The 20,133-nt window shown below is 63.4% G+C and carries 22 protein-coding genes and 1 pseudogene; 12 read left to right on the top strand and 11 right to left on the bottom strand.

The window, feature by feature from the left end; genetic code table 11:
- Positions 1-2: 2 nt before the first annotated feature.
- The 4 genes from ACSQ3G_RS17335 to ACSQ3G_RS17320 form a co-directional block, all read right to left on the bottom strand.
- Positions 3-1,241, bottom strand: coding sequence for a GNAT family N-acetyltransferase (locus ACSQ3G_RS17335; protein WP_436111734.1), 1,239 nt, complete (start codon positions 1,239-1,241; stop codon positions 3-5).
- 53 nt (positions 1,242-1,294) lie between these two features.
- On the bottom strand, positions 1,295-2,716 hold the full coding sequence (locus tag ACSQ3G_RS17330) for a lipopolysaccharide biosynthesis protein (protein WP_436110915.1): 1,422 nt from the start codon (positions 2,714-2,716) through the stop codon (positions 1,295-1,297).
- A 102-nt stretch (positions 2,717-2,818) separates the two neighbouring features.
- Positions 2,819-4,279: an MFS transporter gene (locus ACSQ3G_RS17325; RefSeq protein WP_436110914.1), complete on the bottom strand. Its 1,461-nt coding sequence runs from the start codon at positions 4,277-4,279 to the stop codon at positions 2,819-2,821.
- On the bottom strand, positions 4,276-4,530 hold the full coding sequence (locus ACSQ3G_RS17320) for a DUF2798 domain-containing protein (protein WP_436110913.1): 255 nt from the start codon (positions 4,528-4,530) through the stop codon (positions 4,276-4,278). The genes ACSQ3G_RS17325 and ACSQ3G_RS17320 overlap by 4 nt, the downstream gene beginning before the upstream one ends.
- A 129-nt stretch (positions 4,531-4,659) precedes the next feature.
- On the opposite strand from ACSQ3G_RS17320, the gene ACSQ3G_RS17315 reads away from it, so the two are divergent.
- Positions 4,660-5,565, top strand: coding sequence for a LysR family transcriptional regulator (locus tag ACSQ3G_RS17315; RefSeq protein WP_436110912.1), 906 nt, complete (start codon positions 4,660-4,662; stop codon positions 5,563-5,565).
- 75 nt (positions 5,566-5,640) lie between these two features.
- Here ACSQ3G_RS17315 and secA read toward each other — a convergent pair whose 3' ends face one another.
- Positions 5,641-8,352 (bottom strand): preprotein translocase subunit SecA, encoded by a 2,712-nt coding sequence (gene secA / locus ACSQ3G_RS17310; RefSeq protein WP_436110911.1) that lies wholly within the window; start codon positions 8,350-8,352, stop codon positions 5,641-5,643.
- A 254-nt stretch (positions 8,353-8,606) separates the two neighbouring features.
- Between secA and ACSQ3G_RS17305 the strand changes: the two genes are divergently transcribed.
- From ACSQ3G_RS17305 to ACSQ3G_RS17280, 6 genes and pseudogenes are all read left to right on the top strand, one after another.
- On the top strand, positions 8,607-9,479 hold the full coding sequence (locus ACSQ3G_RS17305) for a peptidylprolyl isomerase (RefSeq protein WP_046664963.1): 873 nt from the start codon (positions 8,607-8,609) through the stop codon (positions 9,477-9,479).
- Positions 9,480-9,539: 60 nt separating this feature from the next.
- Positions 9,540-10,781 (top strand): bifunctional glutamate N-acetyltransferase/amino-acid acetyltransferase ArgJ, encoded by a 1,242-nt coding sequence (gene argJ, locus ACSQ3G_RS17300; RefSeq protein ID WP_436110910.1) that lies wholly within the window; start codon positions 9,540-9,542, stop codon positions 10,779-10,781.
- Positions 10,750-11,570 (top strand): annotated as a pseudogene (locus tag ACSQ3G_RS17295) (GNAT family N-acetyltransferase). Before argJ ends, ACSQ3G_RS17295 begins: the two are co-directional and overlap by 32 nt.
- Complete coding sequence (gene mutT, locus ACSQ3G_RS17290) at positions 11,567-11,980, top strand: 8-oxo-dGTP diphosphatase MutT (protein WP_436110909.1); 414 nt, start codon at positions 11,567-11,569, stop codon at positions 11,978-11,980. Before ACSQ3G_RS17295 ends, mutT begins: the two are co-directional and overlap by 4 nt.
- Before the next feature lie 107 nt (positions 11,981-12,087).
- Positions 12,088-12,408 carry a hypothetical protein gene (locus ACSQ3G_RS17285; protein ID WP_037081748.1) on the top strand — a complete coding sequence of 107 codons (321 nt, stop codon included), beginning with the start codon at positions 12,088-12,090 and terminating at the stop codon, positions 12,406-12,408.
- A gap of 47 nt (positions 12,409-12,455) precedes the next feature.
- The gene (locus ACSQ3G_RS17280) at positions 12,456-12,629 is read left to right on the top strand and encodes a Flp family type IVb pilin (protein WP_105405240.1); all 174 of its coding nucleotides are present in this window, start codon (positions 12,456-12,458) and stop codon (positions 12,627-12,629) included.
- 17 nt (positions 12,630-12,646) lie between these two features.
- On the opposite strand, the gene ACSQ3G_RS17275 is transcribed toward ACSQ3G_RS17280, so the two are convergent.
- Positions 12,647-13,522: a class I SAM-dependent methyltransferase gene (locus ACSQ3G_RS17275; protein ID WP_436110908.1), complete on the bottom strand. Its 876-nt coding sequence runs from the start codon at positions 13,520-13,522 to the stop codon at positions 12,647-12,649.
- A gap of 58 nt (positions 13,523-13,580) precedes the next feature.
- On the opposite strand from ACSQ3G_RS17275, the gene ACSQ3G_RS17270 reads away from it, so the two are divergent.
- The 4 genes from ACSQ3G_RS17270 to ACSQ3G_RS17255 all read left to right on the top strand — a co-directional run bounded on the left by ACSQ3G_RS17270 (position 13,581) and on the right by ACSQ3G_RS17255 (position 15,977).
- Positions 13,581-14,357 (top strand): ComF family protein, encoded by a 777-nt coding sequence (locus ACSQ3G_RS17270; RefSeq protein ID WP_105440352.1) that lies wholly within the window; start codon positions 13,581-13,583, stop codon positions 14,355-14,357.
- Positions 14,358-14,427: 70 nt separating this feature from the next.
- Entirely contained in the window at positions 14,428-14,685 is a 258-nt protein-coding gene (gene grxC / locus ACSQ3G_RS17265; protein ID WP_105405218.1) for a glutaredoxin 3, read from the top strand.
- 12 nt (positions 14,686-14,697) lie between these two features.
- Positions 14,698-15,552, top strand: a complete 855-nt coding sequence (locus ACSQ3G_RS17260; protein WP_436110907.1) for a carbon-nitrogen hydrolase family protein — start codon at positions 14,698-14,700, stop codon at positions 15,550-15,552.
- The gene (locus tag ACSQ3G_RS17255; RefSeq protein ID WP_436110906.1) at positions 15,549-15,977 is read left to right on the top strand and encodes a DUF1178 family protein; all 429 of its coding nucleotides are present in this window, start codon (positions 15,549-15,551) and stop codon (positions 15,975-15,977) included. The genes ACSQ3G_RS17260 and ACSQ3G_RS17255 overlap by 4 nt, the downstream gene beginning before the upstream one ends.
- A 54-nt stretch (positions 15,978-16,031) precedes the next feature.
- On the opposite strand, the gene ACSQ3G_RS17250 is transcribed toward ACSQ3G_RS17255, so the two are convergent.
- From ACSQ3G_RS17250 to ubiG, 3 genes are read right to left on the bottom strand one after another with little or no spacing between them, the layout of a single operon-like run.
- On the bottom strand, positions 16,032-16,331 hold the full coding sequence (locus tag ACSQ3G_RS17250) for a type II toxin-antitoxin system RelE/ParE family toxin (protein WP_105426082.1): 300 nt from the start codon (positions 16,329-16,331) through the stop codon (positions 16,032-16,034).
- 9 nt (positions 16,332-16,340) lie between these two features.
- Positions 16,341-16,586 carry a hypothetical protein gene (locus ACSQ3G_RS17245; RefSeq protein WP_105405215.1) on the bottom strand — a complete coding sequence of 82 codons (246 nt, stop codon included), beginning with the start codon at positions 16,584-16,586 and terminating at the stop codon, positions 16,341-16,343.
- Positions 16,587-16,636: 50 nt separating this feature from the next.
- Entirely contained in the window at positions 16,637-17,383 is a 747-nt protein-coding gene (ubiG, locus tag ACSQ3G_RS17240) for a bifunctional 2-polyprenyl-6-hydroxyphenol methylase/3-demethylubiquinol 3-O-methyltransferase UbiG (RefSeq protein WP_105426104.1), read from the bottom strand.
- Positions 17,384-17,686: 303 nt separating this feature from the next.
- On the opposite strand from ubiG, the gene ACSQ3G_RS17235 reads away from it, so the two are divergent.
- A complete protein-coding gene (locus ACSQ3G_RS17235) occupies positions 17,687-18,580 on the top strand; it encodes an alpha/beta hydrolase family protein (RefSeq protein WP_436110905.1) in 894 nt (297 codons plus the stop codon).
- Positions 18,581-18,595: 15 nt separating this feature from the next.
- Here the strand turns inward: ACSQ3G_RS17235 and ACSQ3G_RS17230 are convergent, their stop codons facing one another.
- Together ACSQ3G_RS17230 and ACSQ3G_RS17225 are read right to left on the bottom strand one after the other, a co-directional pair.
- Complete coding sequence (locus tag ACSQ3G_RS17230; protein ID WP_436110904.1) at positions 18,596-18,940, bottom strand: hypothetical protein; 345 nt, start codon at positions 18,938-18,940, stop codon at positions 18,596-18,598.
- Positions 18,941-19,042: 102 nt separating this feature from the next.
- A complete protein-coding gene (locus ACSQ3G_RS17225; RefSeq protein ID WP_436110903.1) occupies positions 19,043-20,125 on the bottom strand; it encodes an ABC transporter ATP-binding protein in 1,083 nt (360 codons plus the stop codon).
- Between the last annotated feature and the right edge of the window lie 8 nt (positions 20,126-20,133).

Genomic DNA, 20,133 nt, shown 5'->3' with positions numbered 1-20,133 from the left:
CGTTAAGGCGTAACTACTCCGGAACGGCCGGCAAGCGACATGATCTTTTCCCGCAGCATGCGGGCCATGTTGCGGGTGTTGCGGTAGAGGTGAAGCTGGGCTGCCACCTGGCGCACGTCGCGGTCGCCGTTCTGCCTCAGGCCGATCACCAGCGTCCCCATCTCCTCGCGCTCTTCCCAGAAGCGGCTCATGATCGGGTGATCGGGAATCGCGCAACTGTCGGTGCGCATGATGTTGGCGTCTTCGAGATGCCACTCGGTCAGTTTCACCATCAGCAGCTTGCCGGGGGAGAACCGGGAAAACCCCTCGTCATAGGCGGTCTTCCACGTATAGGCCTCGCCGGCCATGATGAAGACGATGAGCGAAGCGATCGCGTGGCCGTCGAAATCGATGGTGTGGATGCGGACCGCGTCGACTTCCGCCAGGTTGGTGATCGCCTCGCGGGCGAAGGCGGCGCGGTAACGGTCGTTGATCAGGGCCGAGCGTTTGCGGCCCTTCCAGCCCTTGGCTTCGAGCGCCAGGAATTCCTCCATCCGCAACCGGATCTCTTCCGGCTGGCGGGCAACCGAGTAGCTGAGCGCGCCCTTGTTGCCGAGATTGCGCCACAGGCGGCGCATTTCGCGGTAGTGGTGCGACGAGATCGAGTGTTTCAGATAGGCCTCGCCGTCGAGCAGGCTTTCCAGCATCGGCCGCTGTTGGGGATCGGTGACGGTGACCGGCAGGTTGCGGCCGATCGCGACCGCCTTGGCAAGCTGGGCGAACGGACCGGCGAGCCTCACGTCCGGCATGACCAGCACGGAGGGCAGGCGGGCTTCGCGCATGCTGAGCGCGTCGAAAAGATTGTCGATCGTCTCGGCACTGTCTTCCGCGTCAACGAGCGGCGTGCCGATCGGCCCGAAGGGATTGGCCCAGGCGCGGATGATCGAGGCGCCGACCGAAAAGCCCGGCTTCTCGACGGTAAACGGCATCAGCAGCCGCATACGGCTGCGCGTGCCGGTCTCGTCGCGGATCAGCGCCAGGCGGACCTGCTTGTCCTCGACCCGCGGCATGGCGGGGGCGAGCAGTCGGGCCGAAAAGAAGATGTTCGGCTCCAGCGCACGGTTGGAGAGGAATTCGAGTTCTTCCTGCAGGTCGTAACCGAAGGCGGCGGGATAAAGGCAGAGCTCGCGGCCGGGCCGGCCGACCTGGAGATGCGTGTCGGCATCCGGCCGCTCGGCGCGGAGCGCCTGGACCATGCTCATCCGGCCGCCGCCATTGCCCTCGAATTCGCTGCTGAACGGAGGTTGCGCCATGGTCAGGAAGCCTTTGAAGGAGCAGAGGGCGTCGGATCGGCAAAGGCGAAGAGCACGATGCCGAGCGTACGGCGGACTGCGATATGCAGCAGGATAGCCTCGATCATCATCGCCGCCGCCGTCGCCATCGCGGCCCCGGTCAGGCCGAAGCGGGGGATCAGCGCGATGTTGAGAGCGATGCTCGCCAGCAGCGTCACGGCGTAAAGCAGGACGCAGAGCTTCTGGCGACCGGCCATGCTGAGCAGCACCTCGCCGGGGCCGACCATGGATTTGGCGAGGATGCCGCAAAACAGGATCGCCATCAGCCAGTAGCCGGCCGTGAATGCACTGCCGAACAGCGACAGGAGCAGTTCGCCGGCTGCCAGCGCCATGAGCCCGACGGCAAGCGACGGCCAAAAACTCCAGCGCGCGGTCTGTCCGGCAAAGGCGGCCAGCGCCGGCATGTCGTCCTCCGCCATGATGGCGGAGAAGCGGGGGCCGGCGGCTGCCTTGATCGAGAAGTAGACGAACTGCACCAGCACGATCGTCTTTGCGGCGGCGTAATAGATGCCGACCTGGTCCGGCGGCAGGTAGAGGCCGACGACGACGACGTCGGCGTTGGTCAGCAGGAAGCCGATGCCGTCGACGAGGAAGAGCGGCAGGGAATAACGGAACCAGGCGCCGATCTCGAACTGCATCGGGCCAGGGCCGTAAAGCCGGCGCAGGCGCAGCGTCAAGCGCAGCAGCTGCAGGAGCGTCGTGACATAGGTCGCGGCAAGGGCCGCCTGCATGGCGGTAACGGCCGTGTGGGCAGCGCCGAACCAGAGTGCACCCAGCATGAACGCGAGGATCAGGGTCGGGCGGATCAGGTAGGTTGGCGAAAGCGCCGTCACCGTCCAGCCGTTCGAACGCGCCGTGCCGTCGAGCACGTCACCGAGCGCGATCATCGGTATGGTGAAGAAGGCCAGCGACACCGGCACGAGGTAATAGGCCTCGACCGTGTGGCCGTAGATATTCAGAAACAGGAAGCCGAGGCCGGCCACCGCACTTGCCGAGATCAGCGCCACCAGGCGGACGGCAAGATTGAGCCCCCGCACGGTCGCCACCTCGTCGCGCGCCTTGTGTTGGTGCAGGAAGCGGATGACGGACGTGTGGAAGCCGAGACAGGAGAGATTGCCGGCGAGCACGACCAGAACCCAGACGAATGCGAAGATGCCGTATTCGAACTCGCCCATCAGGCGGGCGAGCACGATCTGCGACACGAAGGCGATGGCCGCGCTTGCGACCCGGATTACGAAGGCGGTCAGCGCGCGACGCTGGGCGCGGGCTGTCTCGTCGTCGTCGGTGAGGATGGATTCGAGCTTGCGGGTCAGCGGTGCCAGCCGGGTCCTAAGACCAGGCGGAAGCAATCTTTCCGCTGTTTCGATAACCGCCATGATGGGCACGCAATACTCGTAACGACGACGGGAACAATGGGCAAAAGTGTTGCCACAGCAGGGTTAAGAAAGGGTTCGCCCAGCCGTCGATGGCTTCACGAACTGTGAACTTCAAGGCTCCCTGGAAGAACGGGTCAAAAGGTTGCGGACGGCCGGAACAGCCTGGCGAGTGGCCGCAATGGCGAGTGCGACGGCAATCATCCCCACGGCAATCGCGAAGGTGAACGACATGCCGGCGGCCACGGCTTCGCGAGGTGCCGTCGCGACATCGCCCGTTCCCGAGGCCATTGCGAACACCGCGCCCATAAGCGAAGCGCCGGTGATGAGGCCGAGATTGCGCGACAGATTGAGCAGGCCGGAAACGACGCCGCGCTGCTGCGCGCCGACGTCCACCATGATCGCGGTGTTGTTGGCTGCCTGGAACAGTTGATAGCCGGGCGTCAGCACTGCGATGGCAGCGATGTAGCCGCCAATGCCGAACGTTCCGGGAAGCAGGGTAAGGGCAAACGAGCCCGCCACCATTCCGACGAGGCCGATGACGACCGCCGTCCCCGCGCCCAGGCGGTCGACGAGCCGGCCGGCCGGTACGCCGCTGAATGTGGAAACAATCGGGCCGATCGACATGACGAGCCCGACGAAAGCCGCGTCGAGACCGAGCGAACGCGAAAGATAGAACGGCCCGACCACCAGCGTCGACATCATCACCGCCGAGACAAGCGCGCTGGTTATCAATCCCGTGCTCAAGGCCGGATTGCGCAACATCGACAGTCGGATCAGGGGCGACGCCGCTTTCGCTTCGACGAGAACAAACAGGCCGGCTCCGACGGCAGCCAACAGCAGCAGAGCGGCGTTGACTGGACCAAGGCTGCCGCGGCCGATCGTCATGGCGAGTGCATAGGCTGCAAGCACCAGGGCAAGCAGCAGCGTGCCCGAGACGTCGAAGCCGGGCCTTTGGTCCGGTCTTTCGCGGCGAAGATCGGCAGGCAGGTAACGAAAGGCAAGAAGAAGCGCCAGCAGCCCCAGCGGCACGTTGATCAGGAAGATCGCCCGCCAGCCGGCGCCGGCGATCAGAAGGCCGCCCAGGGAAGGGCCGAGCGCGGTGCCGATTGCCGACATGGTGCCGAGCAATCCCATGGCCGCGCCGGTACGTGTCTTTGGAAATATGTCAGCGACAAAAGCCATGGTGAGCGCCATCATGGCGGCGGCTCCGAGACCCTGTGCGGCTCTTGCGGCAATCAGGATGCCCAGCGTCGGAGCAATTCCGCAGGCGATCGAGGCTACCGTGAAAAGGGTGATGCCAGCGAGCAGGAGCCGCCGACGTCCCGCAATGTCGCCAAGCCGCCCGACACTGACGATCAGTGTGGTGATGGCGAGAAGATAGGCAAGGACCACCCATTGGACCTGCTGGAAGGAGGCGTCGTACGCCTGCGCCAATGTCGGCAGGCCGACATTGGCGACGCTGGTGCCGAGCGAAGACAGCAACATCGAGAGCGAAAGACCGGCGAGCGCCCCACGCAAGGCACTCGCCCGTTCTGCCGGTTTCGGAACCGGATCGTGGGCGGCAGAGGTCATCGTTTTTCGCCCTCCGCCAGTTTCGGGGCGGGCTTCGCGAGGTTGCTGACGATCCGGCGCGCCAGCGGCGCGACAACCAGCACGACGGGAAAGGCGATTATCCAGGAGGGGAGCCATGCTCCCATCCAGATCCTGAAGAAGCCGTCGATCAGCCCCGCGCTACGGAGCGTGGAAACGCCGGAGATAAGCAGGGACATCAGGCAGGAAAGAACAAAGCCGAAAATGACGGGTATCAGTCGTACGGGTATCATGAGGGAACCTCCAGAAATTGCTTTCCGATGGCTATCTCAAGGGCACGCATGGCGGAAGGCGCATCGTTTGCATCAATTCAATGCATCGGGCGCCATGTCATATCGAAGCGCCTGTGTTATGCTGCGCGCATGTCCAGACCTGATCTCAACCTGCTTTTCACCCTCGACGTTCTTTTGGCCGAAGGCAGCGTGGCGCGGGCGGCCAAACGGTTGCGGCTCAGCCAGTCGGCTATGAGCCGGGCCCTGGCGCGATTGCGCGAGACGACGGGCGATCCGCTGCTGGTGAGGGCTGGCCGTGGGCTCGTGCCGACGCCAAGGGCGATCGAACTGCGCGAACGGGTTGGCGGCCTCGTGCAGGATGCGGAAGCGGTCTTGCGGCCGGTCGAGATGCTCGATCTCGGTAAGCTCGTCCGGACATTCACGCTGCGCACCAGCGAGGGCTTCGTCGAGAATTTCGGGCCTGGCCTCATCGCTCGTGTCAGCGCTCAGGCGCCCGGCGTGCGGCTGCGGTTCATCCGCAAGCCGGACAAGGAGAGCACCTCGCTTCGCGACGGAAGCGTCGATCTGGAAACCGGGGTCGTCGGCGCGACGATCGGTCCGGAAGTGCGGGCCCAAGCACTGTTCCGGGACCGTTTCATCGGGGTGGTGCGCAGCGGGCATCCGCTGGCCGAGGGCGAGATATCGGCTCGGCGATACGCGGCTGGCGATCATATCCTGGTTTCGCGACGGGGGCTTGAAAAGGGGACGATCGACGAGGCCCTGGCGGCGTCGGGGCTGGAACGGCGGATCGCGACAATCGTTGACGGTTTCGCGACGGCGCTGGCTCTCGCCAGGTCTTCGGATCTGATCGCCAGCATTCCCGAGCGGCACAGCGGCAACCTGCGTGCCGGGATGTTCAGTTTCGCCCTGCCGGTCCCGGTGCCTGAGATTACCGTGTCATTGCTCTGGCATCCGCGGCTGGATGCCGATCCGGCTCACCGGTGGCTGCGGACATGTGTTCGGGAAATCTGCGCCGGGTCTCCAGCCGAAGGTTGATGCAGTCCTTCCGGAAGGCGGAAACGAAAACGCCGCCCAGGGGCGGCGTTCGCATCATCAGGTTTTGCGGAAGCCTCAGGCCTGCTCGAAGGCGCCGTGGCAATGCTTGTATTTCTTGCCGGACCCGCAGGGGCATGCCTCGTTGCGGCCGATCTTGCCCCAGGTGGAGGGATCTTCCGGCCGGCGGTCTTCCGGCGCGGCGATGAAGTTCTCGCTGTCGAAGCCGTTGACCTGGTTGAGGCCGGTCGTCGGATCGACATGCTGTTCGTCGTAGACGGTCGGCGGCTGCGGCGGCTCGGGGTTCTGCACCAGCTCGACGCGCATCAGCTGGGCGGTGACCGCCTCGCGCAGGTTGGCGAGCAGGGCCTGGAACAGCTCGAAGGCTTCCGCCTTGTACTCCTGCAGTGGATCGCGCTGGGCGTAACCGCGGAAGCCGATGACCGAGCGCAGGTGGTCGAGATTGACGATATGCTCGCGCCACAGGTGGTCGAGCGTCTGGAGCAGCACCGAGCGCTCCACATAGGTCATGATATCGGCGCCGAAGCGCTCCTTGCGATCGGCCGCGGCCTTGTCGGCAGCCTCGGTGATGCGTTCGCGGATATCGGTCTCGCCGATGCCTTCTTCCTTGACCCAGTCCTCGATCGGCAGGTCGAGGTTGAGCATCCGGTCGACGTCTTCGCGAAGGCCGGAGGCATTCCATTGTTCGGCATAGGCGCGTTCGGGAATGTGCTTGGCGACGAGAACCTCGATCACCTCGTTGCGCATGTCCTCGACGGTCTCGGATACGTCTTCCGAATCCATCATCTCGATGCGCTGCTCGAAGATCACCTTGCGCTGGTCGTTGGTGACGTCGTCATATTTCAGAAGGTTCTTACGGATATCGAAGTTGCGGGCTTCGACCTTCTTCTGGGCGCGTTCGAGCGCCTTGTTGATCCACGGATGGACGATCGCCTCGCCTTCTTTGAGCCCGAGCTTCTGCAGCATGCTGTCCATGCGGTCGGAGCCGAAGATGCGCATCAGGTCGTCCTGGAGCGACAGGTAGAATTTCGAACGGCCGGGGTCGCCCTGACGGCCGGAGCGGCCGCGCAGCTGGTTGTCGATGCGGCGGCTTTCGTGGCGCTCGGTGGCGATGACGTAGAGGCCGCCGGCGGCAAGCGCCTTTTCCTTGAGCTGCTTCACTTCCTCGCGGCTTGCCGCTTCCAGTGCATCGCGCTCCGGACCCGGCTCCATGCCTTCGAGCTCGCGTTCGAGACGCATGTCGATATTGCCGCCGAGCTGGATGTCGGTGCCGCGGCCGGCCATGTTGGTGGCGATCGTCACTGCGCCCGGCACACCGGCCTGCGAGACGATATAGGCTTCCTGCTCGTGGTAACGGGCGTTCAGCACCTGGAAATTGTTGAAGCCCGACTGGCGCAGCATTGTCGCCAGCAGTTCCGATTTCTCGATCGACGTGGTGCCGACCAGAACCGGCTGGCCGCGTTCATGGGCTTGTTTGATCTCTTCGATGATCGCCTTGAACTTTTCGTCGAAGGTCCGGTAGACCTCGTCGTCCTCGTCGATACGCTGGATCGGCAGGTTGGTCGGCACTTCGATCACTTCGAGCTTGTAGATGTTACCGAACTCTTCCGCTTCGGTCTGGGCCGTACCGGTCATCCCGGCAAGCTTTCCGTACATGCGGAAATAGTTCTGGAAGGTGATCGAGGAGAGCGTCTGGTTCTCCGGCTGGATCGTCACCTTTTCCTTGGCTTCGAGCGCCTGGTGCTGGCCTTCCGAATAACGGCGGCCGGGCATCATGCGGCCGGTGAATTCGTCGATGATGACGATCTCGTCGTTGCGGACGATATAGTCCTTGTCGCGGGTGAAGAGCTTATGGGCCTTCAGCGCGTTGTTGATATGGTGGACGATCGCCACGTTCTCGACGTCGTAGAGGGATTCGCCCTTCAGCAGGCCGGCCTGGCGCAGCAGGTTCTCGAGCTTTTCGGTGCCGACCTCGGAGAAGTTTGCAGAGCGCTGCTTCTCGTCGATCTCGTAGTCTTCCGGCGTCAGGACCGGGATGAAGGCGTCGATCGTGTTATAGAGTTCCGAACGGTCGTCGAGCGGGCCGGAGATGATCAGCGGCGTGCGCGCCTCGTCGACCAGGATCGAGTCCACTTCGTCGACGATCGCGTAATTGTGGCCGCGCTGGACCATCTGGCTGCGCTCGTACTTCATGTTATCGCGCAGATAATCGAAGCCGAGCTCGTTGTTGGTGGCGTAGGTGATATCGCAGGCATAGTTGGCGCGGCGCTCTTCGTCGCTGAGGCCATGAACGATGACGCCGGTCGTCAGGCCCAGGAAGCCGTAGAGCTTGCCCATCGTATGGGCGTCGCGCTGGGCCAGGTAGTCGTTGACGGTGACCACATGCACACCCTTGCCGGCGAGGGCGTTCAGGTAGACCGCCAGCGTCGCCACCAGCGTTTTGCCTTCGCCGGTCTTCATCTCGGCGATCGCGCCATCGTGAAGGATCATGCCGCCGGTCAGCTGCACGTCGAACGGGCGCATGCCGAGTACGCGGCGGGAAGCCTCGCGCACGACCGCAAAGGCCGGGATCAGGAGGTCGTCGAGCGTCTTGCCCTCGGCGAGCAGTTTCCTGAACTCCACCGTCTGGGCTGCAAGCTGTTCGTCGGAGAGAGCCTTGGTCTTCTCCTCGATTGCATTGATGGCGTCGACAGTCGGCTGGTAGCCGCGCACGCGGCGATCGTTTGCCGAACCGAACAATTTGCGGGCGATGCCGCCAAGGCTGACCATACGAATGGTCCTTTCTGAAATCTGTCCCATGGGGGCGCGGGACCGGTCGAACCATCGGTTTCTGATGCCGATAAAATGACCCGCCACGCCCGGAAACTCTGCTGGACGCCAAGTTGCGTGACAGATAAGAGGGGGGTCGAATGATGTCAACGGTGGCGGCCGATACAGAATGGCCACAATCCGGTGTTTGTGAAGGTTTTCTGGCCGGAATCAGACGTTCTGAAACCGGTATCCTTATCGAAAGGTCTTTATCGATGTTGCGCCACAAATTTCTCATGACGGCCGCGCTGGCCGCCGCGATCCTCTGCCAGGCTCCCGCCTTTGCGGCGGAGGATGCCGTCGTTGCCAAGGTTGGCGACCTGGAAATTCACCAGTCGGAACTGGATATTGCGGTTCAGAACCTCGACCCACAGCTCGCCCAGCTTCCGGACGAACAGAAGAAGGTCGCAGCCCTTTCCGGCGCCATCGACGTCAAGCTGCTCGCCAAGGGTGCTCTCGCCGAAGGCATCAAGGATACGCCGGACTTCAAGAAGCGGATGGACTATATCGCCGACCGCGAACTGCATAACGCCTACTTCCGCAAGCATGTGATCGACGCCACGACCCCGGCAGAGATCAAGGCCCGTTACGACAAGGAAATCGCTTCTCTGCCGAAGCAGGAAGAGGTGCATGCCCGCCACATCCTCGTGAAGACCGAGGACGAGGCCAAGGCGATCATCGCCGATCTCGACAAGGGCAAGGATTTCGCCGCGATCGCCAAGGAAAAGTCCCAGGATTCCAACAAGGATGAAGGCGGCGACCTTGGCTGGTTCGGCCGCGGCCGTATGGTTCCGGAATTCGAAGAAGTCGCCTTCACGCTGAAGAAGGGCGAATATAGCAAGACGCCGGTCAAGTCGCAGTTCGGCTATCACGTCATCAAGCTGGAAGACACGCGCGATGCCCCGGCGCCGGCTTTTGACCAGGTCGAGGACCAGGTCAAGCAGCTGGTGATGCGCGACAAGTATGTCGCTCTCATCACCAAGGCCAAGAGCGAGCAGAAGATCGACATCAAGGATGCGGCTCTCAAGAAGGGCTATGAAGACGTCAGCAAGATGCAGGACGCAGGCGACGCGCCGGTCCAGCAGTAATTCTCGACAACGGGCCCGGATTTTCCGGGCCCTCTCCATATTTGAGCCAGGTAATTTCCGATGTCCGATTCCGTTTCGCCGCTCGCTCCGAAATCCTATCCCGACATGCCGGCGATCCGCGGCGTGCGCATGGCGACCGCCGCCGCCGGGATCAAGTACAAGAACCGCACCGACGTGCTGCTGATGGTGTTCGACGAGCCGGCGACTGTCGCGGGCGTCTTCACCCGCTCCAAGTGCCCTTCGGCGCCGGTCGATTTCTGCCGTGCCAATCTGTCGCACGGGGTGGCACGCGCCGTGGTCGTCAATTCCGGCAATGCCAACGCCTTTACCGGCATCAGGGGCAAGGCTGCGACTGAACTCACCGCCAGATCGGCCTCCGAGGCTGTCGGCTGCGGCGGGAACGAGGTCTATCTGGCTTCGACCGGCGTCATCGGCGAGCCGCTCGACGCGACGAAATTCGCAGGCGTTCTCGGCGACATGAACAGCGGCGCCACCGGCGACTTCTGGCTCGAAGCTGCCAAGGCGATCATGACCACCGATACCTATCCAAAGGTCGCGACCCGCACTGCCGAGATCGGCGGCGTCACGGTGACGATCAACGGCATCGCCAAGGGCGCCGGCATGATCGCGCCCGACATGGCGACCATGCTGTCCTTCGTGGCGACCGATGCCGACATCGCGTCGCCGGCGCTGCAGAACCTGCTTTCCGCCGGCGTCGGCCCGACCTTCAATTCGGTCACCGTCGACAGCGACACCTCGACCTCCGATACGCTGATGCTGTTTGCGACCGGTGCCGCCGCCGACGATGGGCAGGCCCGCGTCGAGGCCGCCGACGATCCGCGCCTCACGAGCTTCCGCGCCGCGCTCAACGACCTGCTCAAGGATCTGGCCCTGCAGGTCGTGCGCGACGGCGAAGGCGCCCGCAAGATGGTCGAGATCACCGTCACCGGCGCCGAAAGCGATGCCGCGGCAAAGACGATCGCGCTGTCGATCGCCAATTCGCCGCTGGTCAAGACCGCGATCGCCGGCGAAGACGCCAATTGGGGCCGCATCGTCATGGCCGTCGGCAAGTCCGGCGAAATGGCCGACCGCGACCGGCTGGCGATCTGGTTCGGCGACGTGCGCGTCGCCGTCGACGGCGAGCGCGATCCGGCCTATTCCGAAGCCGCGACCACTGCCGTCATGAAGGAACAGGACATTCCGGTGAAGGTCGATATCGGTCTCGGCAGCGGCCGAGCGACCGTCTGGACCTGCGACCTCACCAAGGAATATGTTGCCATCAACGGCGACTACCGGAGCTGACAGGAATTGAACGAAGCATCATCTCCTCAGAACGATCTGCCATTGGTCAGGCGGCTCGAAGCCGTGGGCTTTCGAGCCTGGCCGGCGGCGTCCGTCGTTTATGACGGAAGCTGGCAGGTTCGACTGACCGGCGGCCATCCTTCAAAGCGCCTGAACTGCATCGTGCCGCTCGACCCGTCCGATCACCGCGACATGGCGATGCGGCTCGAGAAGGCGCGCAAGCGGTTCGAGAATTATGGCCGTGAGTTGGTCGTCCGGGAGACGCCGCTCGCTCCTCCCAGGCTGATCGACCATCTCGATGCCGCCGGCTGGCGGGTGTTCGAGACCGTCGACGTCCTGACTGTCAACCTCACCGAACTGGAACTGCCGGACACGCTCGATCACCTGCCGAGCCACGATATCGGCCGGTTCTGTGACGCGAGCCTGGCGATCGATAACGAAGATCCGGCGCTGAAGCCGGCGCTTGCCGAGATCCTGAGTTCGATCAAGCCGACCTCCGGCTTCTTCATCAAGGAGAATCCGCAGGAAGGAGCCGCGGCCGTGGCGCTCTGCGTCCAGGACAACGATCTTGCCGGCATCATCTCCTTTGCCGTGGCCCAGGCGCATCGGCGCGAGGGTCTCGGCACCGAAATCCTGTCCTCGGCGCTGCGCTGGGCCCGTATCAGCGGTGCACGGTCGGCCTGGCTGCAGGTGGTCTCGACCAACGAACCGGCGCTGGCGCTCTATCGGAGGTTCGGCTTCCGCAAGGCCTACGAATACCGTTATTGGCGGCAGGAAAGCCAGGCATGAGCGACGCCCCCCGCGAGATCCTGCTCGTCGCCGCCTGCGCGCTGATCGATACCGACGGCCGCATCCTTCTGGCGCAGCGTCCCGAAGGCAAGTCGCTGGCCGGTCTCTGGGAATTTCCCGGCGGTAAGGTCGAGCTCGGTGAGACGCCCGAGGAGACGCTGGTGCGCGAGCTCGAGGAAGAGCTCGGCATCAAGACCAAAATCCCCTGCCTGGCGCCGCTCACCTTCGCCAGCCACACCTACGAGACCTTCCACCTCCTGATGCCGCTCTATGTCTGCCGTCGCTTCGAAGGCATTCCGACGGGAAGGGAAGGGCAGGCCATCAAATGGGTGCGGCCGAACGCGCTCAGGGATTACCCGATGCCGCCGGCCGACGAGCCGCTGATCCCGATCCTGCAGGATCTGCTCTGATCGATAAAATTAGAGCCGCCGAATTCATACGGCGTTAAGGGATCGTTTAACCGATTGTGGCACCTTCAAGGCTTATCCGGTAACGCGTTGATGAGGCTTTAGAAGGCATGGACGAGGAATTCTGGAAAACTGTGCGGGTCCGTCAGCGGGCGACGCATGGTTCCGGCAAAACCGGCGCGCTCAATATCGCTCTTCTGTTCGGAACGGCTGCGATCGCTCTTTCACTGATCGTGACGCCGATGCTCGCTGGCCGCAATGACGAGCGCCGACTGGCGCATGTCCAGGAGGATTTCGACCTGATCAGCACGGGCTCCATCAAGCCCGGCGAAAAGGGCGCAAGACATTATACGATCCGGCGCAGCGTGCTGCAGGAAACGCCGGGCTCGGTCTGCATCGTGCAGGGCTATGGCGTCGGCAGCGACTGCTGACACCAGGGGCTTTTTTAGGCCCGCTGATGTTGATTGAAGGATATTCCATGCGCCTTTTCAGGTTTCTTCTGAAGAACAATAGCGGCGCAACGGCCGTGGAATATGGCCTCATTATCGGGATCATCTCGCTGTCGATGATCGCCGGGTTCACCACCTTTACCGACGCATTGACGAATACGTTCAAAACCATCTCTAACAGCGTTGACGACCCTGTTCCCTGAATTTGGGTCGGGGCCGTTCAGCGCGGGCTGCGACTGTTGAGAGCCTCGGCCAACCGCATCTTGGCCGAACCCGGCTTCAGCGGCTGCTGCTGGCTTTCGTGCGGTGCCCAGCCGGATGCGTAGATGATCGAGAATGTCGCGCGGATGCGGCCGTCCGGATCGGAATAACGTTCCGCATAAAGTTCTGCAGCCCTTACGAAGAAACGCCTCGTGACCGGCACGCGACTGCGGCCCGCGAGGGGGTTGGTCATGCCCATGGCGCGTAGATCGCGCATCAGCGGGAAAAGCGAGTCGTAGCGCACCGTGTAGGTCTCGGCATCGACGACCGGCAGGGAGAAACCGGCCCGCTGCAGCAGGGCGCCGACATCGCGCACATCGGCAAACGGGATGACGCGGGGGCTCGCGCCACCGGTCAGTTCCGCCTCGGCGGAGAGAAGGACGTCGCGCATTTCCTGCAGCGTGCCGGAGCCGGGGATCGCCGCCAGAAAAAGCCCGTCGGGCTTCAGGGCGCGGCGGATGCGGACCAGCGTGCCAGGCATGTCGTTGACCAGGTGCAGCGAGAGCGGCGACAGGACCAGATTGACGGATTCGGGTTCCAGCGGGACGTCTTCGAACGGAGCCGCGGTGAAGGCATCTCCGGGCCTTGCGAAAGCGGCGTCGGTCTCGACGCGGCTCAAGGTGCCGATCTTGCCGGTGGCAAGCGCCTCGCGGGCCGCGATGCCGGTTCCGCCATGGAGTTCGACCGCGGTTTCGAACTTCCGTTCGACGACCGCCAGCCGGTCTGCAAGCTCGCGGCCGGCAATGTCCAGAAGGAAGGCGGCGTTGCTGTCCTTGGCGGTTATCGCGCGTCTGCGCCGTGCACTCACCAGCTGTTCGTCGAAAAGAATTTCCATGGCCGTCCACTCGTATTCTGCCGTCGCAAAGGCGCGCTCCGTCCGCTATTGTCAAGTCATGTCCGCCGAGCCCAACGTCAATGCCTTGCGACTTTTAACATCGTTTGCCGTGGGGTGGACGAGATGGGTAGGCGACCTCGTCTATCCTCCGACTTGCCCCGGCTGCGGTGTGCGAACGGGCGCGCATCAGGGCTTCTGCCCCGCCTGCTGGCGGGAAATCCGGTTCATCGAACGGCCCTATTGCGAGACGCTCGGCCTGCCGTTTTCCTACGATCCGGGGCCCGGCATTCTGTCGGCGCAGGCGATTGCCGAACCGCCCGTCTTCGACCGCCTGCGTTCGGCGGCAATCTTCGAGGGTGCGGCCCGCGACCTCGTCCATTCGCTGAAATATCGCGACCGCACCGATCTCGCGGGTATGATGGCCGGATGGATGCTGCGTGCCTCCGATGGTTACGTCGCAAACTGCGACGGCATCCTGCCGGTGCCGCTGCATCGCTCGCGCTTCGCATCGCGGAAATTCAATCAGGCGGCGGAGCTTGCCCGGCATCTGTCGCGAAAATCCGGCCAGCCGTTCCTGCCGTCCACGCTCATCCGCGTCAAACGTACGAACCGGCAGGTCGGGCTTTCGGCGCGGGCCCGCGAAGACAACGTGCGGGCAGCTTTCGCGATCGCGCCGGGCCATGAGGATCGCGTCTTCGGCAAGCGGCTGGTGCTGGTCGACGACGTCTACACGACCGGTGCGACGGTTTCGTCCGCCACGCGCGCATTGAGACGAGCCGGCGCCGCCGAGGTCACGGTTTTGACCTTTGCAATGGCTGTTACCGGGCCTATATGACAGAAGAAGACACTATTGCGCGCGGCCCATTCCCGACATTTTTCCCCCTGGGCCGCGCCCGGAGACGATCATGGCAGAGGTTACTATCTATACCCGCGAATATTGCGGTTACTGCGCACGCGCCAAGGCATTGCTGGAGACGAAAGGCGTTTCCTACACCGAGCATGACGCCACTTATTCGCAGGAATTGCGCCAGGAGATGATCGGCAAGGCGAGCGGTCGCTCGACCTTCCCGCAGATCTTCATCGACGGCACGCATGTTGGCGGTTGCGACGATCTGCATGCACTCGACCGGGCCGGGCGGTTGGACCCGATGCTGGCGAACTGAGAGGTATCCTCCATGGCTTTCAAGGCTGCCGCCATCCAGATGTGCTCCGGCGTCGATCCGGAAAAGAACGCTGCCGACATGGCGCGGCTGGTCCGCGAGGCCGCGGCGCATGGGGCGGTTTATGTCCAGACCCCCGAGATGACCGGCTTCCTGCAGCGGGACCGCAAGGCTATGCGTGCCGTGTTGCGCGACGAGGCGGGCGACATCATCGTTTCGACCGCCCGCAGCCTTGCGAGCGAGCTCGGCATCCATCTGCATGTCGGCTCGACGGCGATCGCTGTCGACGGCGGCAAGATTGCCAATCGCGCCTTCCTGTTTGCGCCCAGCGGCCGGCAGGTCTGCACCTATGACAAGATTCATATGTTCGATGTCGATCTGGACAATGGCGAGAGCTGGCGTGAAAGCTCCGCTTACGAGCCCGGCAGCGAAGCGCGCGTTGCCGACCTGCCGTTCGGCAAGCTCGGTTTTGCAATCTGCTACGACGTCCGTTTTCCGCAGCTTTTCCGCACTGAGGCCTTGGCCGGCGCCGAAATCCTGACCGTGCCGGCCGCCTTCACCCGCCAGACCGGCGAGGCACATTGGGAAATCCTGCTGCGTGCCCGTGCGATCGAGAACGGCGCTTTCGTGATCGCCGCCGCTCAAGGTGGCGTGCATGAAGACGGCCGCGAGACATTTGGCCATTCGATGATCGTCGATCCCTGGGGCAGGCTGCTGGCGTCCGCCGGCGGCACCGGCGAAGGCATCGTGCTCGCCGAGATCGATATTGCCGCCGTTGCTGCGGCCCGGGGAAAGATCCCGAACCTCAAGAACGCCCGCGAGTTCTCGCTCGATGCGGTTACGGACGCGGCGGGAGAGGTGGCCGCTTGATCAAGTATTCCCTCTCCTGCGAGAACGCCCACACGTTCGAAGGCTGGTTTTCGGAAGGCGCCGATTTCGACCGGCAGGTGGCGAGCGGGTTCCTCACCTGTCCGATCTGCAATTCCGCTTCCATTTCCAAGACGCTGATGGCGCCCTCAGTCTCGACCGCCCGAAAGAAGGAAGAGAAGCAGGCGATGGTGATGGACCTCGCCCGCCAGGAGGCTATCGCCAAGCTCAAGGAAGCCGTGGCGGCGATCAAGGCCAATGCCGAGGACGTCGGCGAGAAGTTTCCCGAGGAGGCCCGCAAGATCCATTACGGCGAGGCGGATGCCCGCGGCATCATCGGCCAGGCGAGCCTCGGCGAGGTGCGCGATCTGCTCGACGAGGGCATCGAGATCGCGCCGCTGCCGATCATTCCCGAAGACGCGAACTGAACGAGCGGCTGGCGATCGGGGAGAGGCCAGCGTGCGCGGCGGGGTTGGGGATGGCTACTCTTTCGGAAAGAGGACGCTCTCGTAGTCCTGGGCGCCGTGGAAGATATGGAGGATCTCAACCGTCGCGCCGCCGATCCTGTACAGGATCACATAGTTGCCATAGGGGCGTCGCCTGATCCCGCTTTCCGGATAGTCTGATAAAGCGGCAAAAGCGCCCGGCGAATTTCCGAGCTGGCGGCAGGCTTCCCTTAATTCCAGCGCGAATGAGATCGCCCGCGGAGGATTATCTTTCCTGATAAATTTTGTGATTGAGGAAATGTCCGAAAGCGCTTCGTCCGTGATGACGACTTTCACGGGCTTTCCCTACTTTTCGAGGTCGCTCAAGATGCGATCGAAGGCCTCTTCGAGCGGGGTGACGCGACCCGCATCGGCGTCGGCTATCGCCCGATCAAGAGACTCATGTAACTTCTGTCTTTGGAGGTCGCGGAGATAGCGATCACGGAGCGCGTCCTCGATATATCGATCGCGTGACTTGGTTTCACCTCGTTCGATAGCATCTTGGATGTGGCTATCCAGGACTGCGTCAAGCTTTACGGTTACTTGCGGCATATGCAGCTCCTTCTACTCCGACATGGTACCACAGACGCCACGAATTTCCATCACGCCGGCCGCTTGGCCAGCATCATGTAGTTGACGTCCATGTCCGGCGAAAGGTTCCAGCGGTCCTGGAGCGGATTGAAGAAGACGCCGGTGCGGTGGATGATTTCCATGCCGGCTGAGGAGATCGGTCTTTCGAGCTCTTCCGGGCGGACCAGCTTTTCGTATTGATGGGTGCCGCGGGGCAGCCAGCGCAGGATGTTTTCGGCAGCGAAGATCGCCAGCGCGCCCGCCTTGAAGGTACGGTTGATGGTGGCGACGAACATCAGGCCGCCGGGGCGGACCATGTTGGCGCAGGTCGTCATGAAGAAATTGACGTCCGCGACGTGCTCGACCACTTCCATGTTCAGCACGACGTCGAACGTCTCGCCGGCTTCGGCGAGCTGCTCGGCGGTCACGGCGCGGTAGTCGACCGAGGTGCCCGTCTCGGCGGCATGGGTGGAGGCGATGCCGATGTTCTTTTCCGACGGGTCGGCGCCGACGACGGTCGCGCCCATGCGGGCGATCGGCTCGGAGAGCAGGCCGCCGCCGCAGCCGATATCGAGGATGCGCAGGCCGGAAAGCGGCAGATGGCTCTTCGGGTCGCGGCCGAAATTTTCACAGATGCGGTCGCGGAGATAGGCGAGCCGCACGGGGTTGAACTTGTGGAGCGGCTTGAACTTGCCAGTCGGGTCCCACCACTCCGCGGCCATTGCGGAAAACCGGTCGACTTCGCTCTGGTCGATCGTGCTGCGGGCGGCTTCGGTCATGGTCGTCATCCCTTCGTTTCAGCGTTTGAAGTCGGATGATAGGGCGCGGAAGTCAAGAGTTCTGCGATGGTCAGCGTCTTTTTGACACCGTGTACCCGAGGATCGCAAGCCAGCTGGCGTCGGGGCGCTGTTCCATCCTCTGCCTCAATAGCCGGAGGATGGGGCCGAAATTTTCGTAGTGGCGGGCCCGCCGGGCCTGATGCGGCGACGGGCGATTTCGTCTATGTCTTTGAAGATCCGGCAGGCACAGATCGCGGTTATCCTCTCTGGAGGGGAGGGATGGCGCACCGGGAGGAGGGCAAGATGGCGATCACGGTTGAGCGATTGAAGGAGCTGCTTGCCTTCGAGGAGGTCTCCATGACGCTGGCGGACAGTTCCGCGGAGATCCATGACGGCTATATTGTCGAAAGGTTGCGTTTTCGGCTCGAGGATGGCGCGGAGGTTCGGGGTTTCCTCACCCGGCCGAGCGAAGGTTTCCTCACCCGCGGCCCGGCGATCGTCTATGCGCATGCACATGGCGCCCGCTGGGATATCGGCGCATCCGAACTGATCGACGGCCGGCCGGCCCTGCTCGATGCCCCCGGGCCGGTTCTGGCGCGCGAAGGATATGTGGCGCTTTGCATCGACATGCCGACGTTTGGCGAGCGGGCCGGGGTGACGGAGGATGCGGCGACCAAGGCGGCGCTCTGGCACGGCAAAACGCTGTTCGGGCAGATGCTTTCCGAACAGGCGGCGGCGCTGACCTGGCTCGCCGGCCGGCCGGAAGTCGATCTGCAAAGGATCGGCGTTACGGGCCTGTCGATGGGGGCGACACTTGCCTATTTCCTGGCGGCGATCGATCCGAGGGTGAAGGCGACGGCGCATCTGTGTTGTTATGCGGATTTCGCGACGCTGGTCGAAATCGGCGCCCATGATCTGCACGGGCATTACCTGACCGTGCCGGGGCTGCTCAAGGAAACCTCGATCGGCGAAATTGCCGGGCTGGTGGCGCCGCGGCCGCAGCTGATCTGCGTCGGCTGGGACGATCCGCTGACGCCGCCTGACGCGGTGGAGCGCGCCTTTGCCGAGACGGAAGCCGCCTATCTGGGGGCCCAGGCGCTCGGTGCGCTGGTGTTTCTGCCGCAAGCGGGCGTCGGTCACCGTGAGACGGCGGAGATGCGGCGGGCGATGCTGGCCTTTTTCAAGGGGTATCTGTGAGGGGAGACGCGCAGGTCAAAAGCGGTCGTAGAGGCGGCGGCTTGCTCGACCTGCCTTGATCGCCCGCATCTGCCGGTCGAGCGTATTGTACGCTGCCTGCATGATGTCGAGATCCTTCATGGCGCCGATCGCGGCAATCTCCTTCATCAGCTCGCCAATTGCGGTATCCGTGGCGGGGGCAGGCCTGGTGGCAGCAGTGTCCGCGGCAGTTGCAAGCCCTTCGGCAGAACCGCCAAGAACGTAAAAAAGTTCTATCGCGGCCACGAGACAGGCCTGGCTGCGTTGCTCCTGGTCGAAGGCGAAATTTTCACCCACGCTTGCCGCTACCAGTGCGACAGCTCTGTTCTGATATTCGCCCATGATCTTTCCCGATGATGACGCTTTGCCCGAGGGGCATATTAGCGTTCAATTTCTTATCATCGGGTTATCAGCTTGTCCTAATGAATCGCCGGGAGGCGCGGTTCACGTCCCCTTCACCCTCAATCCGTTCCGGTCGAACAGGTGCAGCGGAGCACCGGCGACGGAGAGGTAAGCTTCGTCGCCCGGCGAAATCAGCTTCTGGCCGGGAACGACAGCGAGGAGTTTTTCGCCGTTCAGATCGGCGTGGATGACCGTTTCGGAGCCGAGCGCTTCGACGAGGCGCACCTTGACCTTGAGGCTTCCCGGATCATTGGCGAGCGTGATGTGCTGCGGGCGGATGCCGATCGTCAGCTTGTCGCCGACCGACAGGGAGTGGCCCGAGAACGGCACGAGCAGGCGGTGGCCCCCCGAGGTCGCAAGCGTCGCCGTGCCGGTTTCCAGCTCGGCGACTTCGCCGGCCAGGAAGTTCATGTGGGGTGCGCCGATGAAGCCGGCGACGAAGCGGTTGGCGGGCGTGTTGTAGAGGTCGAGCGGGGTGCCGACCTGTTCGATCTTGCCGGCGCGCATGACGACGATGCGGTGGGCCAATGTCATCGCCTCCACCTGGTCGTGGGTGACGTAGATCATCGTCGAGCCGAGGCGGGCGTGGAGGGCCGCGAGCTCGGCGCGGGTCGAGACGCGCAGTTCGGCGTCGAGGTTCGACAGCGGCTCGTCGAGCAGGAAGGCGGTCGGGCGGCGCACGATGGCGCGGCCGATCGCGACGCGCTGGCGCTGGCCGCCGGAAAGCTGGCCGGGCCGGCGTTCCAGGTAGGCTTCGATCTCCAGCATGCGGGCGGCTTCGAGGATGCGCTCGGCGACCTCGTCCTTGGGCATGTTGGAATTTTCAAGGCCAAAGGCGAGGTTCTGGCGCACGCTCATATGGGGATAGAGCGCATAGGACTGGAAGACCATGGCAAGGCCGCGGTCGGCAGCGGACACTTCGTTGACGCGCTTGCCGTCGATCTCGATCTCGCCGCCGGTGACCTTTTCAAGGCCGGCGATGGTGCGCAGCAAGGTCGATTTTCCGCAGCCGGACGGGCCGACGAAAACGATGAACTCGCCGTCCTTGATATCGAGGTCGATGTCCTTCAGGACGTCGACCGCGCCGAAGGACTTCTTGATTTTGGTGAGGGTGATCTCGCCCATCGGTGATC

This window comes from Neorhizobium tomejilense, assembly GCF_964254135.1.
In the GTDB taxonomy this organism is placed as follows: domain Bacteria; phylum Pseudomonadota; class Alphaproteobacteria; order Rhizobiales; family Rhizobiaceae; genus Neorhizobium; species Neorhizobium tomejilense.
This window is presented reverse-complemented; position numbering and strand designations above follow the sequence as displayed.